The organism is Stenotrophomonas sp. TWI169, from assembly GCF_039674705.1.
Classification (GTDB): Bacteria; Pseudomonadota; Gammaproteobacteria; order Xanthomonadales; family Xanthomonadaceae; genus Stenotrophomonas; species Stenotrophomonas maltophilia_P.
Genome location: NZ_JBDJOB010000008.1, coordinates 78,336 through 101,759 on the forward strand (window position 1 = coordinate 78,336; position 23,424 = coordinate 101,759).

The window sequence follows — 23,424 nt, forward strand, 5'->3', positions numbered from 1 at the left end:
GCTGTTGGTGCGGGACTCAGCGTGCAGCCAAAGCCGACGCGATTTCCTGCTGGATCGACCGCGCCGCTGCCTGCGGATCGGCCGCCAGGCGGATCGGTCGACCGACCACGATGGCGTCGGCGCCATCGGCAAACGCCTGGGCGACGCCGACGGTACGCTTCTGGTCGTCGCCGACCGGACCCCCGGGGCGGATGCCCGGGCAGACGATCGAGAAGCCGGCACCGCTCGCGGCACGGATCGGCGCGGCTTCCTGGCCTGATGCGATCACTCCGTCGATACCGGCGGCCTGCGCGGCCAGCGCGCGCTCGACCACCACGTCCACCGGCTCGCGGTCGATCCCCATCTGCGCCAGGTCCGGACGCCCCATCGAGGTCAGCACGGTGACCGCCAGCAGGCGCATGTCGCCGGTGCTGGCCGCGGCGCAGGCTTCCATCATTGCCGGATGCCAGCCGTGGATGGTGGCGTAACTGACCGGCCACTGCGACAGCCGCCGGATCACCGCCGCCGCGGTAGCGGGGATGTCGAAGAACTTCAGATCGACGAACACGCGCTTGTCGCGGCGCGCCAGCTCATCCAGCACCTGGAAGTAGTCACCGGACGCCAGCAGTTCCATGCCGATCTTGTAGAAGGCCACGCTCTCGCCGAGGCGGTCGACCCACTCCAGTGCCTGTACGCGGTCAGGGACATCCAGCGCGAAGATCAGGCGCTCATCGTCGCGCAGCGGCAGCGGTGCGCGGCTCACGGCGCGTAGTCCAGGGCAGCGCGCTTGGCCTCATGGCGTGCCTGGCGCGACTGGCTGTAGTCATTGTTGAACTGCGCCGGCTCGAAGCCGCCGTAGGTCGGGTTCGGCAGCATCCACCAGCGCTCGCCGAACCAGTCGTGGTACTGCTGCAGCAGTGCGTCACGGCCTTCATTGGTGTTGGCGGTCACTTCCACGAAGTCGCCCAGCTGGTCGCCGAACTGCATCAGCACGCGGTACTTCTGCCCGGCCAGGCGCCGGCGGCAGTTCTTCTCGCTGCCGGCCTGCTCGCAGCCTTCGACCACGGTGCCCAGGCCCAGGAACACGCTGTCATCGGCGACCGGCAGGCCCTGCTCGCGCAGGTTGGCCAGGGTCGCTTCCTTCAGGTGCACGGCGCGGTTGGAGATGTACAGAAGGGTCACGCCGCGGGCATTGGCCGCCTTGGCGAAATCGACTACGCCGGGAATCGCCTTGGCCTTCTTCTCCGCGACCCACTGGTCCCAGCTCAGCTCGTCGTATTCCTTGCCATCGCGAACCAGGCGCGCCTGGTAGGGCGAGTTGTCCAGCACGGTTTCGTCCACGTCCAGCACCACCGCGGGCTTCAGGCCCTTGGCCTCGTTGCCGCGCTCTTCCGGCACCAGCGCGTCCCAGTGGGCTTCCTTCAGCGCGCCGTCCAGGCGGTCGGCGGCGGCACGGTAGGTCTGCTCGGTGATCGCGCGGTACTCCTGCGCGCGCTGCATCCACAGCACCGCGTTGAGGTTGTCGTTGGCGGTCGCTTCGCCGGCCGCCCCGGTCTTGGCAGCCGGGGCCACCGGAGCGGCCGCGTCGGTGGCCGGGGTCTCGACGCGCTTGCAGGCGGACAGACCCAGCAGCGCCGTGGCGAGCAGGGTGAGGGACAGGGAAACAGGACGACGCATGGCATTCACCGGCAACAGATATTGGCTCATTTTACCGGCAAAGGCGCCATCGGGACGGCTATGCTTGGCGGTTGACCCGATGCCTTCCCGGAGGCCGCCATGACCGATGCCATCCAGACCCCCGACCGTCCCCTGCTCGACCCCGTGCAGGCCCGCCTGCTGGGCTGCCTGGTGGAGAAGGAGGCGACCACGCCGGACACCTACCCGCTGACGGTCAACGCCGCCCAGTCGGCCGCCAACCAGAAGACCGCGCGCGAGCCGGTGATGAACATCGACGCCGGCAGTGTCCAGCACGCGCTGCGCCAGCTGGAGTCGATGGGCCTGGCGCGCCAGCACTTCTCCTCGCGTGCAGACCGCTACGAGCATCGCCTGCAGGCCGCGCTGGATCTGACCCGGCAGCAGACCGTGCTGCTGGCAATGCTGCTGCTGCGTGGGCCGCAGACGCTGGGTGAACTGATCACGCGCAGCGAACGCCTGTACCGCTTCGCCGATGTGGACGAAGCCCGCCACGCCATCGAGCGCCTGCAGCAGCGCGCGCTGCTCATCGTGCTGCCGCGCGCCAGCGGCCAGCGCGAGGACCGCTATATGCACCTGCTGTGCGGCGAGGTGGACGCGGCGGCACTGGCGGCACGGTACGCAGGCGGTGCCGGTGGCAGCGAGCCGGCCGACCCGGGCCTGGCCGAACGGGTGGCCCAGCTGGAGGCGGCAGTGGCCGAACTGCAGGCGCAGCTGGCGGACCTGCGCGGCTGAGGCGGCCCGCCGGGCCTGGCCCAACGCTGTCGATGCGGTACAGGCGGACTAGCCGACCGGCGCCGCTCCCGGCGTGGCATACAGACGGCTGGGCGTGGCGATGCCCGGCAACTGGATGACCCCCTGTTCGCACATGCCCAGGCCCAGCAGGATTTTCCCGGACACGACGTTGTCCAGGTCGGTGATGCCATAGAGGTCCTGCAGGCCAAGGGCGCCGCGCGCGTGGGTGAAGACCGCCCGCGCTGCTTCCCCCGCGTAGCCGTGCCCCGTGTACTCCGACAACAGTGCATAGCCGATGTCCGGTCCCGGCAGGCCGTCGCGCCGGACCAGCCCGGCATTGCCCAGCCAGGCGCCATCGGACAGACGCTCGATGGCATACATGCCGAACCCGTTCAACGCATAGCTGTGCAGCACGCGCAGGGCGATGTACTCGCGGGCCTGCGCTTCGCTGTGAACGTTGCGGTCACCAATGAAGCGCACGAAACCAGGATCGTTGAGCAGCGCCAGCATCGGCGCCGCATCACGATCAGGCTCGATGCGGCGGAGCCGCAGGCGTTCGCTTTCGATGGGATGCATGCGCAGACCTGTGGGTGGAGAGGCCCGATTGTAGGGCGATGTGCTGGGGTCAGAGCCCTTCCCTGCGGGAAGGGATCCGACCCCGGTCAGTCGAACAGGGCCTCGATCGCCGCCAGTCCCGCCGTTGCCCGCTCCTTCTTGCGCGCGGCATCGGCCACCGGGTCGGCGCCGTCGCGCTGGATCTCCTCGGCCGGGATCTCGTCGAAGAAGCGGCTGGGCTTGAGCCGCACATGCTCGCCGAACTTGCGGGTGAGCTTGCTGTAGCTCATCCACAGCTGGATCTTGGCGCGGGTGATACCCACGTACAGCAGCCGCCGCTCCTCCTGCAGGTTGCCTTCGTCGAGGCTGACCTGGTGCGGCAGCACGCCGTCCTCGCAGCCGACGATGAAGACATACGGGAACTCCAGGCCCTTGGAGGCATGCAGGGTCATCATCCGCACCTGGTTGCCGCCCTCATCCTTGTCGCTGCGCGACAACAGTGCCAGCTGGCCGGCCAGATCGGCGGCGGTGGCACCGCGCGGACCGCCTTCAAACCACTGCGCAAGTTCCTCGATGTTGTTGGCGCGGCGCTGGTAGCTGGCCTCTTCCTTGGCCTGCTGGCGCAGCTCGCTGAGCAGGCCCGATTCCTTGGCGACCTTGCGGATCATGTCACCGGAGCTGACCTGCCGCATCTGTGCGCGCAGGTCGCGCAGGATGTCGGTGAAACGCGCCAGGCTGTTGGCAGCGCGCGGCGGCAGCTGCGACAGCGCGCCGATCGCCTCGGCCGCCTGGGCCATCGGCATGTCTTTTTCCGATGCCAGTTCGGCCAGCCTGGCCAGCGTTCCGGCACCCACGTCGCGCTTGGGCGCCTGCACGGCACGCATGAATGCGGTGTCGTCGTCCGGGTTCACCAGCAGCCGCAGCCAGGCCAGCGTGTCCTTCACTTCCTGGCGCTCCAGGAACATGGTGCCGCCGGTCAGGTGATAGGGAATACGCAGCAGCTGCATCGCCTTCTCCAGCGGCCGCGACTGGAAGTTGCCGCGGAACAGGATGCAGAAGTCACTCCACGGCACGTTGCGCGACTGCGCCACGAAGGCGATCTCGGCGGCCACCTTCTCTGCCTCGTGCTCGCTGTTGCGGCATTCCCATACGCGGATGCGCTCACCGTCGGCCTGATCGCTCCACAGTTTCTTCAGGTGCTCGTGCGGGTTGTTGGCGATCAACGCATTGGCCGCGCGCAGCACGCGGTTGGAGCAGCGGTAGTTCTGCTCCAGCTTGATGATCTCCAGCGTGGGGTAGTCGCGCCCCATCTGCTGCAGGTTCTCGGGGTTGGCGCCACGCCAGGCGTAGATGGACTGGTCATCGTCACCTACGCAGGTGAAGTTGCCCTTGTCCCCGGCCAGCTGCTTGAGCAGGCGGTACTGCGCGTCGTTGGTGTCCTGGCATTCGTCCACCAGCAGGTAGCCGATGCGTTCGCGCCAGGCCAGGGCGATCTCCGGGTTCTCCTCCAGGATCTGCACCGGCAGGCGGATCAGGTCGTCGAAGTCGACCGCGTTGAACGCGGTCAGGCGCAGCTGGTAGCGCTCGTAGACGCTGGCTGCTTCCTTCTCGCGGTTGCTGCGCGCGGCAGCCATCGCCTGCTCGGGCGAGAGACCGGCATTCTTCGCCCGCGACACAAGGTTCTTCATGTCCTCGATATCGTCGGGCTTGGCGCCATGCATCAGGTCCTTGATCTGCGCGGCGGCGTCGTCGGCATCGAAGATCGAGAAGCCGCGCTTCAGGCCCACCGCCGCATGCTCGATCTGCAGGAACTTCAGGCCCAGGGCGTGGAAGGTGCAGATGGTCACCTCGTCGGCGTCCTGCTCGCGCAGACGCTTGGCCACACGTTCGCGCATCTCCTTGGCCGACTTGTTGGTGAAGGTGATCGCGGCGATGCGGCGGGCCGGGTAGCGGCCGCAGCCGATTAGGTGGGCGATCTTCTCCACGATCACGCGCGTCTTGCCGCTGCCGGCACCGGCCAGCACCAGCAACGGGCCTTCGATGTGCAGGACGGCGGCGGCTTGGGGAGGATTGAGACCGTGCATGATGGGCGGATTGTACCGGGCGGCCGGGCACCACCACAGAGTCGCCATCGCCCGGCCCGGCTTGCGATGGGCGCCGTCCGGTGCTATCAGTGGGCAGACGCATCAATGGAGTGATGTCATGAACACGCACACGCGCTTGTTCTGCCTGGTCATACTCGCGATGGCTGCGCCAGGCTTGGCGGTGGCCGCCGCGCCGGCGCTGGAGTGCAGGTTGCAACCGGCCAAGCCCATTCCCCGCGATGTACTCACCAACGGCTTCTTTGAGGCCCATCCTGACCTGCGATGGCGGGGTCATGCCCTGGGGCTGTATCGCGAGGGCAAGTACGCGCAGGCGCTGCGCAGCTTCCGCACTGCCGCGCTGTATGCCGACAAGTTCTCGCAGTCGATGGTGGCACGGATGTACTGGCAGGGCGTCGGGACCGCCGTCGACCGGCCGTTGGCCTATGCCTGGATGGATCTGGCCGCCGAGCGGATGTACCACGATTTCCTGCGCCAGCGCGAACTCTACTGGGAGCAGCTGGACGAGACCGAACGCGCACAGGCCGTGCACCGGGGCCAGGCCGTGTATGCACGCTTCGGCGATGCCCAGGCCAAGCCGCGCATGGAGAGGAAGCTGCGCCAGGGCCTTGGCCAGATCACCGGCTCGCGTACGGGCCATATCTCGCCCGGGCTGATGGTGGCGTCGCGTTCGGGGCCCGACGCTATGCCCGGCCTGGTTACCCCTCAGGTGCCGGCGCAGCTGGTCTACGACAAGGCCTGGTGGGATCCCCAGCGGTACTGGTGCAACCAGGATGCGTTCTGGGCCCGCCCACTGGATGCCTCCGTCGAAGTGGGCGAACTGGAGCAGCTGCCGAACGTGCCACCGGCAGCGAAGTAGCCTGCGGCCGGCTGCGCAGCGGATGCGTACAATTGGCCGATGGCCAAGCTCTACTTCTACTACTCGGCGATGAACGCCGGCAAGACCACCACCCTGCTGCAGAGCGCGCACAATTACCGCGAGCGCGGCATGCGGGTGGCGATCCTGACCCCGCGCCTGGATGATCGCGCGGGCGCAGGCGTGGTGGCCTCGCGCATCGGGCTGCGCGCCAAAGGCATGGCGTTCGACCGCGACACCGACCTGCAGCGCTGGGCCGAACAGGACCTGGCATCGAACGGGCCGATGGGCTGCCTGCTGGTGGACGAAGCACAGTTCCTGACTCGCGCGCAGGTCTGGCAGCTCAGCGAAGTGGTCGACCAGCTGCGCATCCCGGTGCTGTGCTACGGGTTGCGCACCGATTTCCGCGGTGAACTGTTCGAAGGCAGCCAGTACCTGCTGGCATGGGCCGACGAGATGCAGGAGATCAAGACCATCTGCCACAGCGGCAAGAAGGCGATCATGACCGTCCGTGTGGATGAGCATGGGCATGCCGTGCAGGACGGCCCGCAGGTGGAGATCGGCGGCAACGACCGCTATGTGTCGGTGAGCCGGGCCGAGTTCAAGAAGATCACCCGCGGTGAAGGCCGCATCGAGCCGATGCAGGCACCCTTGCCGCTGTAGGCGGTGTTTGGCAGGGCTGCGCTCACCTGCAGAAGCAACGTCAACGTCGAATGAAACTGTGGGGTCAGATCCGTTTCCCTTCGGGAAAAGGGATCTGACCCCATCGACGTATCCAACTCACCCCGGGAAACTGCCCATCCACAGGAAGCCAGCTTCTGACGTTGCTCCAGTGTCTGCGGATGGGGGGCTGCAAGCCCTGCAAACCGACACCCACTCAGTACAGCGTCCGCTCCGGTGCACCGGCCGGCGGCGGCGTGTACTGGTACAGCCAGGTTTCGGTCAGCGGCTTGCCACCGCTGCGCAGGTACAGGCGGATGTCGATCTGTTCGGTGCTGCCCTCCGGCGGCACCAGGTCGAACATCGCGCGGTAACCGCCGATCTCGCGCAGCGGACGCGCCGATACGATCTCGACACGGCCCCGGCTGGTTTCCACCACTGCCTCGACCTCGGCCTTGTCGATCAGCTTTGCCAGTTCGCCGCCTTCGAAGTCCACGGCGAAGCGCCACGAGAAGTACTCGCGCTTCTTGCCGACCACACCGCCCAGCCCCGTGCGGCTGGCCACGCAATGCGCCAGCGGTGGTCGTGCCGGCGGCTCGGCGCCCCAGTACAGGCGGTAGCCGACCAGCAGCTCCTGTCCCGGCTGCGGCTTCTCCTTCGGATTCCAGAAGGCGACGATGTTGTCGAAGGTCTCATCGACCGTGGGGATCTCCACCAGCTGCACCGAGCCCTCGCCCCATTCGCCCTTCGGCTCGATCCACAGGCAGGGGCGCTTCTCATAGAAGACGCCGTCGTCCTGGTAGTGATCGAAGTTGCGGTCGCGCTGCAGAAGGCCGAAGCCACGCGGATTGCGGTCGACGAACATGTTGAAGCGCAGGTTGCGCGGGTTGCACAGCGGCCGCCAGATCCACTCACCGGCCCCGGTCCACATCGACAGGCCATCGGTATCGTGGATCTCCGGGCGCCAGTCCCAGTCCATGCGGCGGTCGTTCTCACCCACCTGGTACATGCTGGTGCACGGCGCGATGCCCAGGCGCTCGATCGCCTTGCGCGGATAGAGCGCACTGTCGATGTCCATCAGCAGCACATCGCCGTTGGTGATGGCGAAGCGGTAGGCGCCGGCTACGCTGGGCGAGTCCAGCAACGCATAGACGATGATGGTGTCCGAATCGGCGGCAGGCTGCTCGAGGTAATAGGCGATGAAGTCGGGAAACTCCTCCGGCCTGCCCATGCCGGTATCGATCGCCAGGCCGCGTGCGGACTGCCCGTACTGGCCTTCCTTGCCGACCGCGCGGAAGTAGCTGGCGCCAAGGAACGCGGCGAAATCGCGGTCGGTATCCTTGCGGGTGTTCAGGCGGAAGCCGGCGAAGCCCAGGTCCGCCGGCAGTTCGCCGTTGCGGATCCCGCTCTTGCCGTAGTTGAACGCTGCACCGTCATACGCCAGTTCCTGCGCCTGGCCGTCGACCACGTCGAACATGCGCACCGGCGAATGGAAGTACAGGCCCAGGTGGAAGAACTTGGCCTGGAACTTGCCCGGCTGATCGGCCCACAGCGCGTGGTCCTGGCGATAGCTGATGGACTGGTACTGGTCCCAGTCCAGCGCTTCAAGCCGGCCCGGCAGCACCCGCTTGTGGCTCTGGTAGGGGGCCTGTGCCAGTGCGCGTGCCTGCCCCTTCAGGGTGGCGAAGCTGAACGGCTGCGGCTGGCCGAGGCGGCGCAGGCCGACCTGGCCGTTCCTGCTGGCGGCGCAGGCGGGCAGGGACGGCAGGCCGAAGGCTGCCAAGGCCAGGGAGGCGTTGCGGATGAAGTCGCGTCGTTGCATGCAGGCGCGTCAGGCACAGGGAAGGGTCGGCCATCATAGGCAGACAAACGTTAACGGGCAGCGGAGAGCGCAACCTCCCATTCAGCTGCCGCTGGCTGGACCGCCTCAGCGCTGGCAGTGGCTGCACCACACGCTGGCACGCTGGCCGATCATGGCGTGCTTGAGCAGGCGTCCGCAGGTCGGACAGGGCAGCCCGTCGCGGCCATAGACCAGCAGTTCCTGCTCAAAGTAGCCCGGTGCGCCATCGGGGCTGATGAAATCACGCAGTGTGGTGCCACCGCGGGTGATCGCGTAGCCCAGCGTTTCCTTCACCGCGGTGGCCAGCCGCTGGTAGCGCTCGCGTGAGACCTTGCCGGCCTCGCGCAGCGGGCTGATGCCGGCCTTGAACAGGCTCTCGGCGGCATAGATGTTACCGACGCCCACGACCACCGCCTGGTCCATGAGGAAGGTCTTGACCGGGGCGCTGCGGCCGCGGCTGCGGGCGAACAGGTAATCGCCATGGAAGGCCTCGTCCAGCGGTTCAGGCCCCAGCCCCTGCAGCAGCGGATGGACCTGCCCGGCCGGTTGCCAGAGCAGGCTGCCGAAGCGGCGCGGATCGTTGAAGCGCAGCAGGCGCCCGTTGTCCAGGCTGATATCCACGTGGTCATGTGGCCGCAGTGGGGTATCTCCGGGCAGTACACGCAGGCTGCCGGACATGCCCAGATGCAGTACGGCGCTGCCGATGGCCGTGTCCAGCAGCAGGTACTTCGCGCGCCGGCGGATGCCTTCGATGCGCTGTCCCGGCAGCAGCTGCGCAATCTCCGGCGGAATCGGCCAGCGCAGGTCGGCGCGGCGCAGGATCACGCCGTGGACGCGGCGGTCCTGCAGATGCGGGGCCAGGCCGCGGCGGGTGGTTTCGACTTCGGGCAGTTCAGGCATGCCCCGATTCTACGCCCGCTCAACGCGGGGGCGCGGACAGCTCACGGGCGTCGAGAAACCCGTCACCGTTGGCATCCTGCTTGTGGAAGCGCTGCACGATGACCTGCCGCTGCTGCTCGCGGGTGATCGCCCTGCCCTTGCCACCGGGCAGTTCATCGGCAGTCAGCACGCCATCGCCATTGCGGTCCATGCGGTCGAAGGCATACAGCATCCACTGCACGTACTCGGTCTCGCTGACCCGGCCGTCGCCGTCGCTGTCCATCTTCTGCAGGTAGCTGCGGGTGTCACTGACCTGGGCCGGGGCGGCGGCCGGCAGCAGCGCGGCCAGCAGCAGCGCCCCTGCCCTCATGCGCCCACCAGCGTGTAGCCCTTCAGCCGTTCGGCATAGGCCTGCAGCGCGGCGATTCCGCTCCCCTCGGCCTCGCGGCACCACGCCTGCAGGTGTCGCAGGCGCTCGGCGGCATCGTGCCCCCGCGCCTCCAGCAGCGCAGCCAGCCGCGCGCGGTATTCGACCAGCACACGGATGCGCGGGCGTTGCGCCACCCATTCGCTGAGCTGGGCACGGTTGTCCGGCTTCAGCCAGCGCCCATCGTTGACCAGGCCGCGGCGCAGCCGCCGCGGCAGCAGCCGGCGCAGCTTGGCGCCCGCCTGGGCGGCTTCCTCGCGCAAGGCCGGCATGAAGACGTTGCGCTGGTAATCGGTCATCGCCTGGAAGCGATGCGACAGCAGTGCCTTCAGGGTCTCGGCGTCGGGCACGGCGATGTTCGGGCGCACATCCATCGCCGGTGCGACGCGCAGCACCCTGGCCAGGCGCAGGGCCTGCAGCAGGCGGATCGCGCACCAGCCGATGTCGACTTCCCAGCGCCGCATGGCAAAGCGTGCCGAACTGGGGAAGGCATGGTGGTTGTTGTGCAGTTCCTCGCCACCGATCCAGACGCCCCACGGTGTCAGGTTGGTGGAGGTGTCGGCCGATTCGTAGTTGCGGTAACCCCACCAGTGCCCCAGGCCATTGACCACGCCGGCCGCCCAGAACGGAATCCACGCCATCTGGATCGCCCACAGTGCTACGCCCGGCAGGCCGAACAGTACGCTGTTGATGGCCAGCAGCAGCACCGGGCCGAGGGTCGCATGCGGGGTATACAGGTGGCGCTCGATGGCATCGTCGGGCGTGCCGCGTCCGTACTGCTCGATATCCGCGCGCATGCCGCGTGCTTCCCGATACAGCTCCACTCCCCGCCAGAACACCGTGCCGATGCCGCGCGTGACCGGGCTGTGCGGGTCGTCCTCGGTCTCCACCTTGGCGTGGTGCTTGCGATGGATGGCCACCCACTCGCGGGTGATCATCGAGGTGGTCAGCCACAGCCAGAAGCGGAACACGTGGGCCAGTGCCGGATGGAAATCGACGCCGCGATGGGCCTGGCTGCGATGCAGGTAGAGCGTCACCGAGAAGATGGTGATCTGGGTGAAGACCAGCAGCACCGCCAGCATGGCCCACCCTCCCAGGCCGAGCACGCCACCGGTCAACAGGGATATCAGGGCATCGGACATGGAGGCTCTCCGGATCGCACGGGGATGGCAGACATCATGGCCGCTTGCGTTGCAAACTGCACCTCTGACCGCGGTGCGCCAGCACCGCTTCCGTGGCACCGTTCACAGTTGGGGACCTGAGTTGTCGAGCCTGGATCCGCGCGCCCGCGCCGTTGTCGCCGTCCCGTCCGCCGGGGAGCGGCCGCCGTTGATCGAACTGGACCGCGCCAGCGTGATGCGCGGCCAGGTGAAGGTCCTGCATGGGCTGAGCCTGCGCATCGCGCAGGGCCAGCACACCGCCCTGCTCGGCCCGAATGGCTGCGGCAAATCGACCTTCATCAAGCTGATCACCCGCGAGCTCTACCCGCTGGCGCAGGGCGACGGCGCGGTCGCGGTGAAGGTGCTGGGCCAGAACCGCTGGCAGGTGGACCGGCTGCGCTCGCAGCTGGGCATCGTCACCGGTGACCTCAGCAGCACGCTGTCCGAGATGCCGGGGCTCACCGTCGAGCAGGCCGTGCTGTCCGGTTTCTTCGCCAGCTGCGTGGTGCCGGCTTTCCGTGAGGTGACCGCCGAGATGCGTGCCCGCGCCGGCGAGACACTGGCGATGACCGGTGCGCTGGCCCTGCGCGAGCGCGCCTATGCAGAGCTCTCTGCCGGCGAGACGCGCCGGGTGCTGATCGCGCGCGCGCTGGTGAACCGGCCGCAGGCGCTGCTGCTGGACGAACCCTCCACCGGCCTGGATCTGGTCGCCCGCCAGCAGCTGATCGCGACCATGCGGGCACTGGCGCAGCAGGGCATCACCCTGGTGCTGGTGACCCATCACATCGAAGAGGTCATTCCCGAGATCGAGCGGGTGGTGCTGCTGCGCGACGGCCGCGTGCTGGCTGACGGCAGTCGGGCCACGCTGCTGTGTGACGAGCCTCTGTCGGCGGTGTTCGGCGGGCCGATCCGGGTGGTCGAACAGGACGGCCGGCTGACGGCGTACGCGGGGTGAGCAGTACGCCTGCGCAGTGCCGGCGTGGGCTTGGCGCTGCAGGCGGCGCAGGGTGACGGGCCGGCATTCCGGCCCGCCACGTCATGCCTCAGAACCGCAACGCGACTGCGCGTGACTCGATCGGTGCCATCCGGCTCTGGTCATGCAACTGCAGCTCGCGCAGTTCGAAGGGGGCACCGAAGCCGGCCGGCAGCGCTGCCTGGTCGAACGGCAGCACCAGCTGGCCGCGACCGGGACCGTCGAACCATGCGGCGGCGTGCGCCTGCGCGACCGGACGCAGTTGGCCATCCGGGCCCGTGGCGTGCAGGGTGCCGCGCGCTTCGTAGCGCCCGGCGGCGGCGACCTGCAACGGCAGCGCCACGCGCCGGCTGGCCTGGTCCGGTGTGGCCCGCCCGACGAAGCGGGCGGTCGGCCGGGCTACGGCGAAGGCGACCTTGCCGTCGCGCAGTACGCCATCGGCCTGGGCGAACACCTGCAGTTCCCACAGGCCCTGCGTGTTGCTGGCCTCGGCGGGAATCCGTACCTGCGCGTGCAGGCTGCCGTCAGTCGTACGCAGCAACCGCTGCGGCCAGCTGCGGCCATCGGGTGCGACCAGCAAGGCTTCGCCGCCCAGTCCCCCGCGACGCGCCTGCAGCTGGGCGGGACTGGCTCCGTCTTCAAGCAGGCGTGCCCGCAGCTGTATGCTGCCGCCGGCCAGAACCTGCGCCTGGCTGGCCTGCACCTCCAGCCGCAACGGGCTGTTGGGTTCAAGCACCTGTACGACGTAGCGGCCCTGCGCCTGCGCGCTCTGCAGGCGGTAATTTCCCGCAGCACTGCCCGTGCCGGTGCGCAGCATGCTGCTGCCTTCGCCCACGGGCATGCCGGCGTCCTGCAGCTGCCGCGCGTCGACGGCGCGGGCGACGCTGCTGCGGCCGGCCGGATCCCGGACCTGCAGTGACTGCGCCGGAACCGCGCGCGCACCGGCTGCCGGGCTCAGCTGGATCACCGCATCGGGGGCGGTCAGCGGCAGCTCCAGGCCACGTTGCAGCTGCGCGCCATCGACCTGCTGCCAGTAGCTGCGGCTGACCGAGGCGTAGGGCGTGGAGGCCTGCAGGGTCTGCGCCGGGTCCAGTGCCCAGGCAAACGCCAGGGGCGCGTGTTCGCTGTCGTCAGGCGGCAGCGGTGCGGCCACCAGCGCGGCTACCACCTGGTCGCCGGGGAGGGCGCGCAGCGGCTGCGCAGCGTGCACCGTGACGGAGGCTGTGGCCAGGGCTGCCAGCACGGCGGTGGTCAGCGGAAGGGAAATCATCGTCATCGTCGTCGTCCTCACTGGGCCAGGTCGTTGCGCAGGATGGCGCCCAGGCCGAAGCACTCGCGGCGGCTCTGGTTGTGGCTCAACGGCTCGGAGCCCTGCGTGCGCGCGGTGTCGGTGAACCAGGTACTGCCCGCCGCCTTCTGGCTGCTGCACTCCAGGAAACCGTCCGAGCACGAGGACAGCCAGTTCTGGGTGAACTCCAGGCCGACGTTGGCCGCGTAGCCGCCGCAGTAGCTGTTGCTGTCCCACACGGCCGATTCGACATCGCTGCCGACCACCGCGCGGAACGGCTTGGGCAGTGCCGGCCGACCGGCCGTCCCGTACAGGTTCTGCGCGTTGTAAGTGGCCATGCTGGCGACCTGCTGCTGGCGCACGGCATCGTTCTTGTAACCGAGCAGCCAGCCCAGCGAGGTTTCGAAGGTGTTGCCGTTGAGCACGGCATCGGCCAGCGGCGTACCCGCCGATGAGGGTGCCAGCGCGTTGACCTTGCGCACCGTGCGGATGATGTTCGGGTAGCGGCTGTCGTAGGTCGGGTTGGAGAGGATCCAGCGCATCACGTTGCCGCCGTTGGAATGGGTGATGACCACCAGCTGGGTGATGCCGCGGCTGTTGATGAATCCGGTGAGCTGGTCGGCCAGGCAGCCGGCGGCTTCCGGCTTCCACATGTACTGCGTGAAATCGCAGTTGATGACCACATAGTTGCTGCTGTTCGGCAGCCCCTGGCGGACGGTGTCGATGATCGCCGGTTGCCAGTAGTCCTGGGTGGCGTTGGTCTGCGCGCCGGTGCCGTGCACGAAGGCCACGCCGACCACATCGGCGGCGGTGGCCGGCGTGACGGCCATGGTGGCGAGCAGGACCAGGACGGTACTTCCTGTTGCGGTGCTGCGCATCGCTTCTCTCCCTCTGTCAGCGGATCCCCCCGACCCGGCTGGAATGGAATGGCACGCATGCCATCGTTGCGCCGATGCTCGATGCCCCGGCGCGTGAAAGTCCGTGCGCTGCGCCCGGATTCGGGAGAATGGCGGAGCGCGATGACGCTTTTGCCCCGTTTTGATGACCATGCCGGGTCTGGCCGTATGACCGACGGCCACTGCGACGCCGGCTGCGGGCTGCGATCATGGCGTGGTGTTTCCTCTGCTGAGCCTGACCATGTCTGTGATCTTCCGCCCTGCCCGTCCCCTGCTTGGCCTGGCCATCGTGCTGGCGCTGGCCGGCTGTGCCGCGTCTGCTGCCCGGCCGACCGCCGTCGAAGCCAACGTCACCACCAAGGCCGTGGGCTATCTGGACGCGCGCGCCGTACCGGCCAGCCTGGCCTTGGTTCCGGCGCCACCCGCCGCGGGCTCGGCGGGCTTCGCCCTGGATGAACAGGTCAGCCGCGAAGCGCGTGCACTGCGCGGCAGCCCACGCTTCGCCCAAGCCACGCTGGATGCCGAACTGGCCTTTCCGGAAGGTGCCAACCAGTTCTCCTGCGCGGTCGACATCGATGTGGACGCGGTGAAGACGCCCGCGCTGTACCGCCTGCTGGAGCGCAGCCGGATCGACGCCAGTGCTGCCACCAAGGTCGCCAAGAACCACTACCAGCGCCCGCGCCCGTTCATGGTCAATGGCGAGCCGACCTGCACGCCGGATGATGAAGCGGGGCTGCGCAGCAACGGTTCCTATCCGTCCGGCCACACCTCGATCGGCTGGGCATGGGCCCTGATCCTGTCGGAGATCGCGCCGGATCGTGCCGATGCCATCCAGGCCCGTGGCCGCAACTATGGCGAGAGCCGCCTGGTGTGCAACGTGCACTGGCAGAGCGACATCCTCGAAGGCCGTTTCATGGGGGCTGCCGCCGTTGCCAGGCTGCATGACAATGCCGCGTTCCAGCGCGACCTGCTGGCGGCACGCAGCGAGATCGCCGCCGCGCGCAAGGCCGGCCTGCACTCCAGCCGCAACTGCACCGCCGAAGAGGCAGTGCTGAAGGTACGCCCGCAGAGCGCGCTGTAAGCGCTCGCGGCGCACAGGTGGGACCGGGCCACGCCCGGCGGACACCGAACGCAGAAGGGCCGGCATTGCGCCGGCCCTTCTGCAGTGCCTCGCTACAGCGACCGCATCAGAACTTCGCGGTGAACTCCACGCCCCAGGTCCGCGGCTCGTTGAGGAAGCCGGTCAGGTTGTTGAAGTCGATCGCACCGACCACGCGGGTCTGGTTGGTGAGGTTGCGGCCGAACACCGCCACGTCGTACTGGCCGTACTCCCAGTTGTAGCCCAGGCGCAGGCCGCCTTCCAGCGAACTGCGGCTGCGGAACTCCGGCGACTCGTAGATGAAGAAGTTCACCGGGCTGCGGTAGGCCCAGTCGGTGTAGGCGTACAGCTCGCTGCCATCGGTGAGCGGGAAGCCCACGCGCAGGGTCATGTTGTGGATCCACTTCGGCGCCTGCGGCAACGGATTGCCGTTGACCAGGGCGTAGGTGCCGCCGTTGATCACCGTGGTCGGGTCGGTGATGGTGCAGCCACCGCCGCAGATCGCCACGGCCAGGTTTCCGTCCTTGATCTCGGTGTCGTTGTAGCTGCTGCCCAGGGTCAGCAGGACGTTGTCGGCCAGGTAGGCTTCCAGGTCCAGCTCCACACCCTGGCCGATGGTCTTGTCGGCGTTGAGCAGGGTGGCGGTATTGTTGCTGCCGCCGACCGCGATCAGCTGCTGGCCGTCGACGTCGTAGCGGAACACGCTGAAGCCCAGGCGGGCGCGGCGATCGAACAGGTCGGCCTTGATGCCGGCTTCGTACGAGATCACCTTCTCGGAATCGGCCTGCGACACGCCACCGAAGGCCAGACGGCCCTGGATCGACGGCGCGCGGAAGCCCTTGGCCACGCGCGCATACGCATTGACGTTGTCGGTCAGCTTGTACACACCGCTGACATCCCAGCTGACGTCATCGACGTCGGTGTTGGCCAGGTACGGCCCGCTCACCGGGGTGCCACCCTGCACGGCCTGCAGCACGCGCGCGGTGAAGTCCTTCTTGTCCTGCGTGTAGCGCACGCCGGCGCGCAGCTTGAAGCGGTCGGTGACATCGAAGTCGCCCGATGCGAACACCGCCCACGCCTTGTTGCGCTGGCTCTGCACGGCATGGCCGGTCTGCGGATTGCCCGGCGTCAGCGAGTCGTAGTTGAAGCTGTCGATGGTGACGTCTTCATCGAAGTAGAAGACACCGGCCTGCCAGTCGAAGCGGCCCCACTCATTGGATTCCACGCGGAATTCCTGGGTCCACTGGCGGTGGTGCGGCAGGCCATCGGCCGATTCGGACGGGAACGGAATGAAGCCCGGGCCATAATTGCCGGCGCCGAGGAATGAAGCACCGTAGCCACCGTCGATATCGCCGCGGTTGAGCGATTCGGCAGTCTCGTAGCCGGTGATGGAGTGCAGGGTCACCGAGCCGAGGTTCCACTGCAGGCGCGCGCTGCCGCCCCAGGTTTCCAGGTCGGAGAAGTTCACGCCGTCGTTGGCCACCTTGTCGCGGTCGAAGTTCTCGACCAGCGCGTTGCTGCCCTTCTCGATGATGTTGGCGCGGAACAGGCGGGCGGTGCCGTTGAGCTTGCGCTTGTGCAGGTTGAACAGGGCCTCGAAATCGTCGCCCTCGTACAGGAACTGCACGCGGCCGGCGGCCTCGTCATAGCCTTCAAAACCACTGTTGGGCGCGCCGACGCGGGTGTTGTCGACCCAGTCGTCGCGGCGCTGGTAGATCGCCGAAACGCGTGCCGACCAGCGGTCGGTCAGCGGGCCGCCGTAGGCGCCCTGCACGTTCCAGCTGTTGTAGCTGCCGTAGCCGACGCGGACGTAGCCATCGGCATCCTGCGACGGACGCGCCGAATCGAACTTGACCACGCCGGCCGGCGTGTTGCGGCCGAACAGGGTGCCCTGCGGCCCACGCAGCACTTCCACGTTGGCCAGGTCGAACAACGGGAAGCCCTTCAGCAGCGGGCTTTCCTGCACCACGTCGTCGTACACCAGCGAGACCGGCTGCGAGGCATTGAGGTCGAAGTCGGTGTTGCCGAGGCCGCGCATGTAGAAGCGCGGGAAGGCACGGCCATAGGACGATTCGATGTTGAGGCTGGGTACGCGCGCGGCCAGGAAGCGGATGTCGTCGCCGGCCGAGCCGAGCACATCAAGCTTCTCGCCCTGGATCGCGGTGATCGCGACCGGCACGTCCTTGGCATTCTCGACGCGGCGCTGGGCCGTCACCTGCAGGGTATCGAGCGCGACCGGATCCTTGGCGGCGGGGGTTTCCTGGGCGGCTGCAACCAGCGGCAGCAGGGCGGAGAGAGCGGCAACGAGGGGGCGCGCGACCGGAATACGGCCGCGGGAAGTGCGGGTCGGGGACATGGCGGTAGGCTGTGTTTGGAGGGGTGGTAAAACGGCGCTACCAGATAATTGTTGCAATACAGCACCTGCGTCGCAAATGGCCGCTGTTCATGGCGCGGTCGCGGGCCACCGGGGAGGGTCGCTAGACTCGGGCTTTCCCACCCCGACCCGGCGCACCGCCATGACCCAGTGGTACTTCCATTCCTCCGCCCAGGCCGACCGCATCGGGCCGCTCGATGACGACGCCGCGCGCCGCTACGCGCAGGCCAACCCCCGCGCGCTGGCCTGGTGCCAGGGCATGAGCGGCTGGACCGCCATCGCCGAGGTGCCCGAGCTGCAGGCGCCCGCCCCGGGCATGCCCAACACGCCGCCACCCGTGCCGGGCGGGCCTGCGCGGGGCCGGGCCGACGACATCGACTTCCGCATCGTCGGCCATGAGATGCAGTTCGTGGAGATCGAGCTGGATCCCGGCGAGAGCGCCATCGCCGAAGCCGGCGCGCTGATGTTCAAGGACGCCTCGGTGCAGATGGATACGGTGTTCGGCGACGGCACGCACAGCGGCCAGGGCGGCGGCATCATGGACAAGCTGATGTCGGCCGGCAAACGCGTGCTGACCGGCGAGAGCCTGTTCGCCACGCTCTATACGCATACCGGGCAGGGCAAGGCCAAGGTCGCTTTCGCCGCGCCCTACCCCGGCACCGTGCTGGCCATGAAGCTGGACCAGCACGGCGGCCGCCTGGTCTGCCAGAAGGACAGCTTCCTGGCCGGGGCGCGCGGTGTGCAGATCGGCGTGCAGTTCCAGCGCAAGATCATGACCGGCCTGTTCGGCGGCGAAGGCTTCATCATGCAGAAGCTGGAAGGCGATGGCTGGGTGTTCATCCACGCCGGAGGCTGTGTGGTCGAGCGCGAACTGGCCGCCGGCGAGCGGCTGGACGTGGATACCGGCTGCGTGGTCGCCTACCACCCGACGGTGGACATGGACGTGCGCCGGGTCAGTGGCATCAAGAGCATGGTGTTTGGTGGCGAGGGTGTGTTCCTGGCAACCCTGACCGGACCGGGCAAGGTCTGGCTGCAATCGCTGCCGTTCTCGCGCCTGGCCGGCCGGATGTGGATGGCCGCGCCGCAGGGCGGTGGGCAGAACCGCGGCGAAGGCTCGGTGCTGGGCGGCATCGGCCGCATCCTCGACGGCGACAACCGGTTCTGATCACCCGCGCGTAGCGCCGGGCCATGCCCGGCGAGCGCAGCGGCCCTGAACTGCCCGCCAGGCCATGCCCGGCGCTACCCATGGCGGTCCATGAATAGGGCGTCGTCCTGCCCTGCCCGGCCCGCCGTGGCTTCGGTATGCTGGCGCCCTTCCCTGAATCCGGCGCCGCGAGCGCATTGCCGATGAGCCTGTTCCGTCCCCGCGTGCTGCTGTCCGTTGCCCTGCTTGGCCTGCTGGCCGGTTGCGGTGGCGATCCGGTGCGTCCGGCGCCGCCGCCGGCGCCGACCGTGGTGCCGCAGGCCAAGCCGGTGAAGATCGGCATCGCGCTGGGCGGCGGCGCGGCCAAGGGCTTTGCCCACATCGGCGTGATCAAGATGCTCGAGGCCAACGGCTTCGAGCCGGTGGTGGTGTCCGGCACCAGCGCCGGCAGTGTGGTCGGCGCGTTGTACGCCAGCGGCATGGATGCGTTCCAGATGCAGAGCCGGGCCGTCGCGCTGGATGAAGCCAGCATCCGCGACGTGCGCCTGTTCTCCGGCGGGCTGGTGCAGGGCCAGAAGCTGCAGGACTACGTCAACGAGCAGGTCGCCAACCGTCCGGCAGAGCGCCTGAAGAAGCCGTTCGCCGCCGTCGCCACCCAGCTCGAAACCGGCGAACGCGCGATCTTCGTGCGCGGCAATGTGGGCCAGGCCGTCCGTGCGTCCAGCAGCATCCCCGGCGTGTTCGAGCCGGTGAAGATCGGCGGACGCAACTACGTCGATGGCGGCGTGGTGAGCCCGGTGCCGGTCGATGCCGCGCGCCAGCTCGGCGCCGACTTCGTGATCGCCGTGGACATCTCCAGCAAGGCCAGTGGCAAGGCACCGACTGACATGCTCGGCATCGTCAACCAGTCGATCGCGATCATGGGCCAGCGCCTGGGCGAGCAGGAACTGGCCCGCGCCGACATCGTGATCCGCCCGCGCGTGCTGGATATCGGTGCGGCTGATTTCAGCCAGCGCGGGACCGCGATCCTGGAGGGGGAAAAGGCGGCGATGGCCGCGATGCCGCAGATCCGCGCGAAGATCCAGCAGCTGCAGAAGGCGCGCGCCGCCGCGCTGGCACCGCCGCCGGTAGCCGCGCCGAAGTGCGAGGAGACCTCGCGGCTGGGCCGGCTGATGGGGCGCAAGGACAAGTGCTGAGCCCTCGCCCGCGCTGAGCGGTGCTCAGGGTTCCAGCTGCGACAGTGGCAACGCCTGGAAGCCCTTCACCGTGCGCAGCACGAAGCTGGAATTGGCATCGGCCACGCCACCGGCATTGAGCAGGCGGTCCAGCAGGAAGCGCGAGAAGTGCTCGAGGTCGCGCACGTAGACGTGCAACAGGTAATCCATGTCGCCGGTGAGCGCATGGCAGGCCACCACTTCATCCCAGCCCTGCACGCTGTCCACGAAATGCGCGATGGCCGCCTGGTCGTGCTTTTCCAGTTGCACCCGCACGAACGCCTGCAGGCCCAGCCGCAGCTGCCGGGGTTCCAGGCGCGCGCCATAGCCGACGATCACACCCTCGCTCTCCAGCCGCTGCAGGCGGCGCAGGCAGGCGGAGGGGGAGAGGTTCACCCGGGCCGCGAGCTCGGCATTGGTGGCGCGACCATCCCGCTGGATTTCGGCCAGCAGGCGTATATCCGTGCGATCGAACTGGACTTCTCCGGCCATTGTTGCCCCGCAACATGGTGAGTACGCAAGGATATTGCGCCAGCAAGGTCATTCCGCGCAACTTTTGCAACCCTGTTGCGCCCGCCCTGCCCTAGCATCGTGGACATCCCTTCAAGGAGCGTCCCATGGATCCCGCCCAGCCCCGCCGCGTCGAACACCAGCAGACCGACAAGGGCTACGTGCCGGTGTACACCACCGCGCTCGTCGAGCAGCCGTGGGACACCTACAGCGCCGATGACCACGCGACGTGGAGCACGCTGTACCAGCGTCAGCGCGAGCTGCTGGTTGGCCGTGCGTGCCGGGAGTTCCTGGACGCGCAGGACGAGATGGGCATGAGCGCGCACATGATTCCGCGCTTCGACCAGCTGAATGAAGTACTCGGCGCAGCCACCGGCTGGACGCTGGTGGGCGTGGAGGGGCTGCTGCCGGAGCTGGACTTCTTCGACCACCTGGCCAACCGCCGCTTCCCGGTCACGTGGTGGATCCGTCGCCCCGACCAGATCGACTACATCGCCGAGCCGGACCTGTTCCACGATCTGTTCGGCCATGTGCCGCTGCTGATGAATCCGGTGTTTGCCGATTACATGGAGGCCTACGGCCGTGGCGGTGTCAAAGCCCACGCCATCGGTCCGGAGGCGCTGCAGAACCTCACGCGCCTGTACTGGTACACGGTGGAGTTCGGCCTGATCGATACCCCGGATGGCCTGCGCATCTACGGCGCCGGTATCGTCTCGTCAAAGGGCGAATCGCTGTACTCGCTGGAATCGGCCGCGCCCAACCGCATCGGCTTCGACCTGCAGCGCATCATGCGCACGCGCTACCGCATCGATACCTTCCAGAAGACCTACTTCGTCATCGACAGCTTCGAGCAGCTGATGCAGGCGACGTCGCCGGACTTCACCCCGATCTATGCCTCGCTGGCCGAGCAGCAGCACCTGCCGGCCGGTGACGTGCAGGCCGACGACCGCGTGTTCCAGAAGGGAACCGGCGAAGGCTGGGCCGACGGCGGCGACGTGTGATGCGGCAGGCGCATCCGTAGGGCCGGCTCCGCGCCCGGCTCCACGGGTCAGCGCGGGTATGCCAGCAGCAGCACCAGATCCTCGTCACCCAGCTGCTGCAGTGCATGCGAACTGCCTTTGCGCGTCAGCAGGGCATCGCCTGCGCTGACGTCGTACTGCGTTCCGTCCAGCACGTAGCTGCCCTTCCCGCTGACGATGTAGTAGATCTCGTCCTTGTGCTGCGGATGCAGGCCGATGCCTGCACCCTTGTGCAGCACGCGCTTGCGCAGCACGAACGGCAGGTTCTTCTCTCCGGCGAAGAACGGATAGGCCGTGGTCGGCCCGGCGCCACCATGCGGGCCGGGCTGGCGGATGGCGATGTCATGCTCATGGACCACGCGCGAGGGCTGCGCCGGTTGCCCGCCCTGCCCCGCCGCCGCGCTCACGTCACAGTCGATGTCGCGCACGAGTGCGTCTTCCAGCCCCGGCTGCAGCACCCTCCACTCGCGCAGCACCAGGCAGGCGACGGCGTTGGCGCCGGCCACACTGAAGTGGGTGCCGTCGGCCTTGCCCTGCTCGGGCACGAACAGGAAGTAGGGGCGTGCGCCCTGCTCGCCCAGCGCGCGTATCCAGCGCGTGCTGCGGTCGTTGAGTTCGATCAGGGCAACGCGCTCGCGCGCGGCCAGCTGCTGCATCGCCCGCGTGTAACGCGCATGTGTGTCCAGCAGCGAACCGAAGTCATACAGCAGCCGCGCCACCGGCGTGACCAGCACCGGCGTGGCGCCCTTGTCGCGCGCCACCTGCACGTAACGCATCAGCAGGCGCGGATAGTCGCTGTCCGGATCGGTATAGCGCGTGGGATCTTCGAACTTGGCGTCGTTATGGCCGAACTGGATCAGCAGCACGTCGCCGCGGCGCAGCTCGCTGGCGATCGCATCCAGGCGGCCTTCATCGATGAAGCTGCGCGTGCTGCGGCCTCCCCGGGCGTGGTTGCGCACTTCGAACCGCGCCGGATCGAGGTAGCTCTGCAGGGCCTGGCCCCAGCCCGCCTGCGGCGCGCGCTCGGGACCGTACTCGGCCGCGGTGGAGTCACCTGCGATGAACACCCGCACCGGCGCCGCCTGCGCGGTGGTGCACGACAGCAGCAACAACAGCAACAGCCTTCGCATCGCGGCACTCCTGTAGAGCCGAGCCATGCTCGGCTGTTTTTCGATCAGAGCGCGACAGCCGAGCATGGGCTCGGCTCTACAGACCGGTGTGCCTCAGCGCGCCAACCAGCCACCATCGACCGGCAGCACGGCGCCGTTGATGTAATCCGATGCGCTGGATGCCAGGAACACCGCCGCGCCGGCCAGATCCTCCGGTGTGCCCCAACGGCCGGCCGGAATGCGATCCAGGATCGCCTTGTTGCGGTCGGCATCGGCACGTAGGGCCGCCGTGTTGTCCGTGGCCATGTAGCCCGGCGCGATCGCGTTGATGTTGACGCCCTTGCCGGCCCATTCGTTGGCCAGCAGGCGGGTGATGCCGGCGATGCCACTCTTGCTGGCGGTGTACGACGGCACCCGGATGCCGCCCTGGAACGACAGCATCGAGGCGATGTTGATGATCTTGCCGCTGCCCTGGGCGATGAAATGACGGCCCGCCGCCTGCGAGATGAAGAACGCCGACTTGATGTTGACGTTCATCACGTCATCCCAGTCCTGTTCGCTGAACTCCACCGCGTCGGCGCGGCGGATCAGGCCGGCATTGTTGACCAGGATATCCAGGCCACCCAGTCCCTCGATGGTTTCGCGCACCACGCGCTCGACCGGCTCGATGCTGATCAGGTTGGCTTCCACCGCCAGGCAGCGTCGGCCGAGCGCGGTGATCTTCTCGATGGTTTCGGTGGGCGGCGCGATGCCGGCCACGGCGACATCGGCGCCGGCGGTGGCCAGCGCAACCGCGATACCTTGGCCCAGACCGGTATTACCACCGGTTACCAGAGCGACTTTGCCTTCCAGGCTGAAGGGATTGGCCATTGCGTGTGCGTTCCTTGGTAGAGGTGTGCGTGATGCAGGCGAA

Annotated in this window: 22 protein-coding genes; 8 read left to right on the plus strand and 14 right to left on the minus strand. The window is 68.0% G+C overall.

From position 1 onward, the window contains the following. Positions 1-16: 16 nt before the first annotated feature. Positions 17-742 (minus strand): orotidine-5'-phosphate decarboxylase, encoded by a 726-nt coding sequence (gene pyrF / locus ABE543_RS08455; protein ID WP_180876196.1) that lies wholly within the window; start codon positions 740-742, stop codon positions 17-19. Next, entirely contained in the window at positions 739-1,665 is a 927-nt protein-coding gene (locus ABE543_RS08460) for a 5'-nucleotidase, lipoprotein e(P4) family (RefSeq protein WP_206733952.1), read from the minus strand. The genes pyrF and ABE543_RS08460 overlap by 4 nt, the downstream gene beginning before the upstream one ends. A 90-nt stretch (positions 1,666-1,755) precedes the next feature. On the opposite strand from ABE543_RS08460, the gene ABE543_RS08465 reads away from it, so the two are divergent. Continuing rightward, positions 1,756-2,406, plus strand: a complete 651-nt coding sequence (locus ABE543_RS08465; protein ID WP_346475580.1) for a DUF480 domain-containing protein — start codon at positions 1,756-1,758, stop codon at positions 2,404-2,406. Between the two features lie 48 nt (positions 2,407-2,454). Here ABE543_RS08465 and ABE543_RS08470 read toward each other — a convergent pair whose 3' ends face one another. Next, positions 2,455-2,982 carry a GNAT family N-acetyltransferase gene (locus ABE543_RS08470; RefSeq protein WP_053516055.1) on the minus strand — a complete coding sequence of 176 codons (528 nt, stop codon included), beginning with the start codon at positions 2,980-2,982 and terminating at the stop codon, positions 2,455-2,457. 86 nt (positions 2,983-3,068) lie between these two features. Then, positions 3,069-5,045, minus strand: coding sequence for a UvrD-helicase domain-containing protein (locus ABE543_RS08475; RefSeq protein ID WP_053516100.1), 1,977 nt, complete (start codon positions 5,043-5,045; stop codon positions 3,069-3,071). Between the two features lie 118 nt (positions 5,046-5,163). Between ABE543_RS08475 and ABE543_RS08480 the strand changes: the two genes are divergently transcribed. Then, positions 5,164-5,922, plus strand: coding sequence for a sel1 repeat family protein (locus tag ABE543_RS08480; RefSeq protein WP_053516053.1), 759 nt, complete (start codon positions 5,164-5,166; stop codon positions 5,920-5,922). Between the two features lie 39 nt (positions 5,923-5,961). Next, positions 5,962-6,582, plus strand: coding sequence for a thymidine kinase (locus tag ABE543_RS08485; protein ID WP_197600182.1), 621 nt, complete (start codon positions 5,962-5,964; stop codon positions 6,580-6,582). A gap of 214 nt (positions 6,583-6,796) precedes the next feature. On the opposite strand, the gene ABE543_RS08490 is transcribed toward ABE543_RS08485, so the two are convergent. The 4 genes from ABE543_RS08490 to ABE543_RS08505 all read right to left on the minus strand — a co-directional run bounded on the left by ABE543_RS08490 (position 6,797) and on the right by ABE543_RS08505 (position 10,867). Then, the gene (locus ABE543_RS08490) at positions 6,797-8,401 is read right to left on the minus strand and encodes a glucan biosynthesis protein D (protein ID WP_346475581.1); all 1,605 of its coding nucleotides are present in this window, start codon (positions 8,399-8,401) and stop codon (positions 6,797-6,799) included. A 105-nt stretch (positions 8,402-8,506) separates the two neighbouring features. Next, on the minus strand, positions 8,507-9,319 hold the full coding sequence (mutM, locus tag ABE543_RS08495) for a bifunctional DNA-formamidopyrimidine glycosylase/DNA-(apurinic or apyrimidinic site) lyase (RefSeq protein ID WP_065174093.1): 813 nt from the start codon (positions 9,317-9,319) through the stop codon (positions 8,507-8,509). A gap of 19 nt (positions 9,320-9,338) precedes the next feature. Next, positions 9,339-9,668: an EF-hand domain-containing protein gene (locus ABE543_RS08500; protein WP_065182118.1), complete on the minus strand. Its 330-nt coding sequence runs from the start codon at positions 9,666-9,668 to the stop codon at positions 9,339-9,341. After that, positions 9,665-10,867 (minus strand): fatty acid desaturase, encoded by a 1,203-nt coding sequence (locus ABE543_RS08505; protein WP_053516042.1) that lies wholly within the window; start codon positions 10,865-10,867, stop codon positions 9,665-9,667. Before ABE543_RS08505 ends, ABE543_RS08500 begins: the two co-directional genes overlap by 4 nt. Before the next feature lie 130 nt (positions 10,868-10,997). Between ABE543_RS08505 and ABE543_RS08510 the strand changes: the two genes are divergently transcribed. Continuing rightward, positions 10,998-11,840, plus strand: a complete 843-nt coding sequence (locus ABE543_RS08510) for an ATP-binding cassette domain-containing protein (RefSeq protein ID WP_315973559.1) — start codon at positions 10,998-11,000, stop codon at positions 11,838-11,840. An 88-nt stretch (positions 11,841-11,928) separates the two neighbouring features. Here ABE543_RS08510 and ABE543_RS08515 read toward each other — a convergent pair whose 3' ends face one another. Next, positions 11,929-13,134 (minus strand): DUF4785 domain-containing protein, encoded by a 1,206-nt coding sequence (locus tag ABE543_RS08515; RefSeq protein ID WP_346475582.1) that lies wholly within the window; start codon positions 13,132-13,134, stop codon positions 11,929-11,931. An 11-nt stretch (positions 13,135-13,145) separates the two neighbouring features. Beyond that, on the minus strand, positions 13,146-14,024 hold the full coding sequence (locus ABE543_RS08520) for a hypothetical protein (RefSeq protein ID WP_053516037.1): 879 nt from the start codon (positions 14,022-14,024) through the stop codon (positions 13,146-13,148). 259 nt (positions 14,025-14,283) lie between these two features. On the opposite strand from ABE543_RS08520, the gene ABE543_RS08525 reads away from it, so the two are divergent. Continuing rightward, positions 14,284-15,123: a phosphatase PAP2 family protein gene (locus tag ABE543_RS08525; protein ID WP_322523030.1), complete on the plus strand. Its 840-nt coding sequence runs from the start codon at positions 14,284-14,286 to the stop codon at positions 15,121-15,123. A gap of 106 nt (positions 15,124-15,229) precedes the next feature. On the opposite strand, the gene ABE543_RS08530 is transcribed toward ABE543_RS08525, so the two are convergent. Beyond that, positions 15,230-17,497 carry a TonB-dependent receptor gene (locus ABE543_RS08530; protein WP_053516033.1) on the minus strand — a complete coding sequence of 756 codons (2,268 nt, stop codon included), beginning with the start codon at positions 17,495-17,497 and terminating at the stop codon, positions 15,230-15,232. Between the two features lie 160 nt (positions 17,498-17,657). On the opposite strand from ABE543_RS08530, the gene ABE543_RS08535 reads away from it, so the two are divergent. Beyond that, a complete protein-coding gene (locus ABE543_RS08535; RefSeq protein WP_346475583.1) occupies positions 17,658-18,680 on the plus strand; it encodes a TIGR00266 family protein in 1,023 nt (340 codons plus the stop codon). Between the two features lie 182 nt (positions 18,681-18,862). Beyond that, positions 18,863-19,855 (plus strand): patatin-like phospholipase family protein, encoded by a 993-nt coding sequence (locus ABE543_RS08540; protein WP_065174096.1) that lies wholly within the window; start codon positions 18,863-18,865, stop codon positions 19,853-19,855. A gap of 24 nt (positions 19,856-19,879) precedes the next feature. Here ABE543_RS08540 and ABE543_RS08545 read toward each other — a convergent pair whose 3' ends face one another. Then, positions 19,880-20,365 carry an Lrp/AsnC family transcriptional regulator gene (locus ABE543_RS08545; protein ID WP_053516027.1) on the minus strand — a complete coding sequence of 162 codons (486 nt, stop codon included), beginning with the start codon at positions 20,363-20,365 and terminating at the stop codon, positions 19,880-19,882. Positions 20,366-20,490: 125 nt separating this feature from the next. On the opposite strand from ABE543_RS08545, the gene phhA reads away from it, so the two are divergent. Further along, positions 20,491-21,384 (plus strand): phenylalanine 4-monooxygenase, encoded by an 894-nt coding sequence (phhA, locus tag ABE543_RS08550; protein WP_053516024.1) that lies wholly within the window; start codon positions 20,491-20,493, stop codon positions 21,382-21,384. Between the two features lie 47 nt (positions 21,385-21,431). Here the strand turns inward: phhA and ABE543_RS08555 are convergent, their stop codons facing one another. Further along, the gene (locus tag ABE543_RS08555; RefSeq protein WP_346475584.1) at positions 21,432-22,532 is read right to left on the minus strand and encodes a GDSL-type esterase/lipase family protein; all 1,101 of its coding nucleotides are present in this window, start codon (positions 22,530-22,532) and stop codon (positions 21,432-21,434) included. Positions 22,533-22,625: 93 nt separating this feature from the next. After that, positions 22,626-23,381 (minus strand): 2-dehydro-3-deoxy-D-gluconate 5-dehydrogenase KduD, encoded by a 756-nt coding sequence (gene kduD / locus ABE543_RS08560; protein ID WP_053516021.1) that lies wholly within the window; start codon positions 23,379-23,381, stop codon positions 22,626-22,628. Positions 23,382-23,424 lie beyond the last annotated feature (43 nt).

Bases quoted from the DNA above. Each gene is read 5' to 3' on its own strand.
- ABE543_RS08465 (WP_346475580.1), top strand. From the start codon at position 1,756: ATGACCGATGCCATCCAGACCCCCGACCGTCCCCTGCTCGACCCCGTG.
- ABE543_RS08470 (WP_053516055.1), bottom strand. From the start codon at position 2,982: ATGCATCCCATCGAAAGCGAACGCCTGCGGCTCCGCCGCATCGAGCCT.
- ABE543_RS08475 (WP_053516100.1), bottom strand. From the start codon at position 5,045: ATGCACGGTCTCAATCCTCCCCAAGCCGCCGCCGTCCTGCACATCGAA.
- ABE543_RS08480 (WP_053516053.1), top strand. From the start codon at position 5,164: ATGAACACGCACACGCGCTTGTTCTGCCTGGTCATACTCGCGATGGCT.
- ABE543_RS08485 (WP_197600182.1), top strand. From the start codon at position 5,962: ATGGCCAAGCTCTACTTCTACTACTCGGCGATGAACGCCGGCAAGACC.
- ABE543_RS08490 (WP_346475581.1), bottom strand. From the start codon at position 8,401: ATGCAACGACGCGACTTCATCCGCAACGCCTCCCTGGCCTTGGCAGCC.
- mutM (WP_065174093.1), bottom strand. From the start codon at position 9,319: ATGCCTGAACTGCCCGAAGTCGAAACCACCCGCCGCGGCCTGGCCCCG.
- ABE543_RS08500 (WP_065182118.1), bottom strand. From the start codon at position 9,668: ATGAGGGCAGGGGCGCTGCTGCTGGCCGCGCTGCTGCCGGCCGCCGCC.
- ABE543_RS08505 (WP_053516042.1), bottom strand. From the start codon at position 10,867: ATGTCCGATGCCCTGATATCCCTGTTGACCGGTGGCGTGCTCGGCCTG.
- ABE543_RS08515 (WP_346475582.1), bottom strand. From the start codon at position 13,134: ATGACGATGATTTCCCTTCCGCTGACCACCGCCGTGCTGGCAGCCCTG.
- ABE543_RS08520 (WP_053516037.1), bottom strand. From the start codon at position 14,024: ATGCGCAGCACCGCAACAGGAAGTACCGTCCTGGTCCTGCTCGCCACC.
- ABE543_RS08525 (WP_322523030.1), top strand. From the start codon at position 14,284: ATGTCTGTGATCTTCCGCCCTGCCCGTCCCCTGCTTGGCCTGGCCATC.
- ABE543_RS08530 (WP_053516033.1), bottom strand. From the start codon at position 17,497: ATGTCCCCGACCCGCACTTCCCGCGGCCGTATTCCGGTCGCGCGCCCC.
- ABE543_RS08535 (WP_346475583.1), top strand. From the start codon at position 17,658: ATGACCCAGTGGTACTTCCATTCCTCCGCCCAGGCCGACCGCATCGGG.
- ABE543_RS08540 (WP_065174096.1), top strand. From the start codon at position 18,863: ATGAGCCTGTTCCGTCCCCGCGTGCTGCTGTCCGTTGCCCTGCTTGGC.
- ABE543_RS08545 (WP_053516027.1), bottom strand. From the start codon at position 20,365: ATGGCCGGAGAAGTCCAGTTCGATCGCACGGATATACGCCTGCTGGCC.
- phhA (WP_053516024.1), top strand. From the start codon at position 20,491: ATGGATCCCGCCCAGCCCCGCCGCGTCGAACACCAGCAGACCGACAAG.
- ABE543_RS08555 (WP_346475584.1), bottom strand. From the start codon at position 22,532: ATGCGAAGGCTGTTGCTGTTGTTGCTGCTGTCGTGCACCACCGCGCAG.
- kduD (WP_053516021.1), bottom strand. From the start codon at position 23,381: ATGGCCAATCCCTTCAGCCTGGAAGGCAAAGTCGCTCTGGTAACCGGT.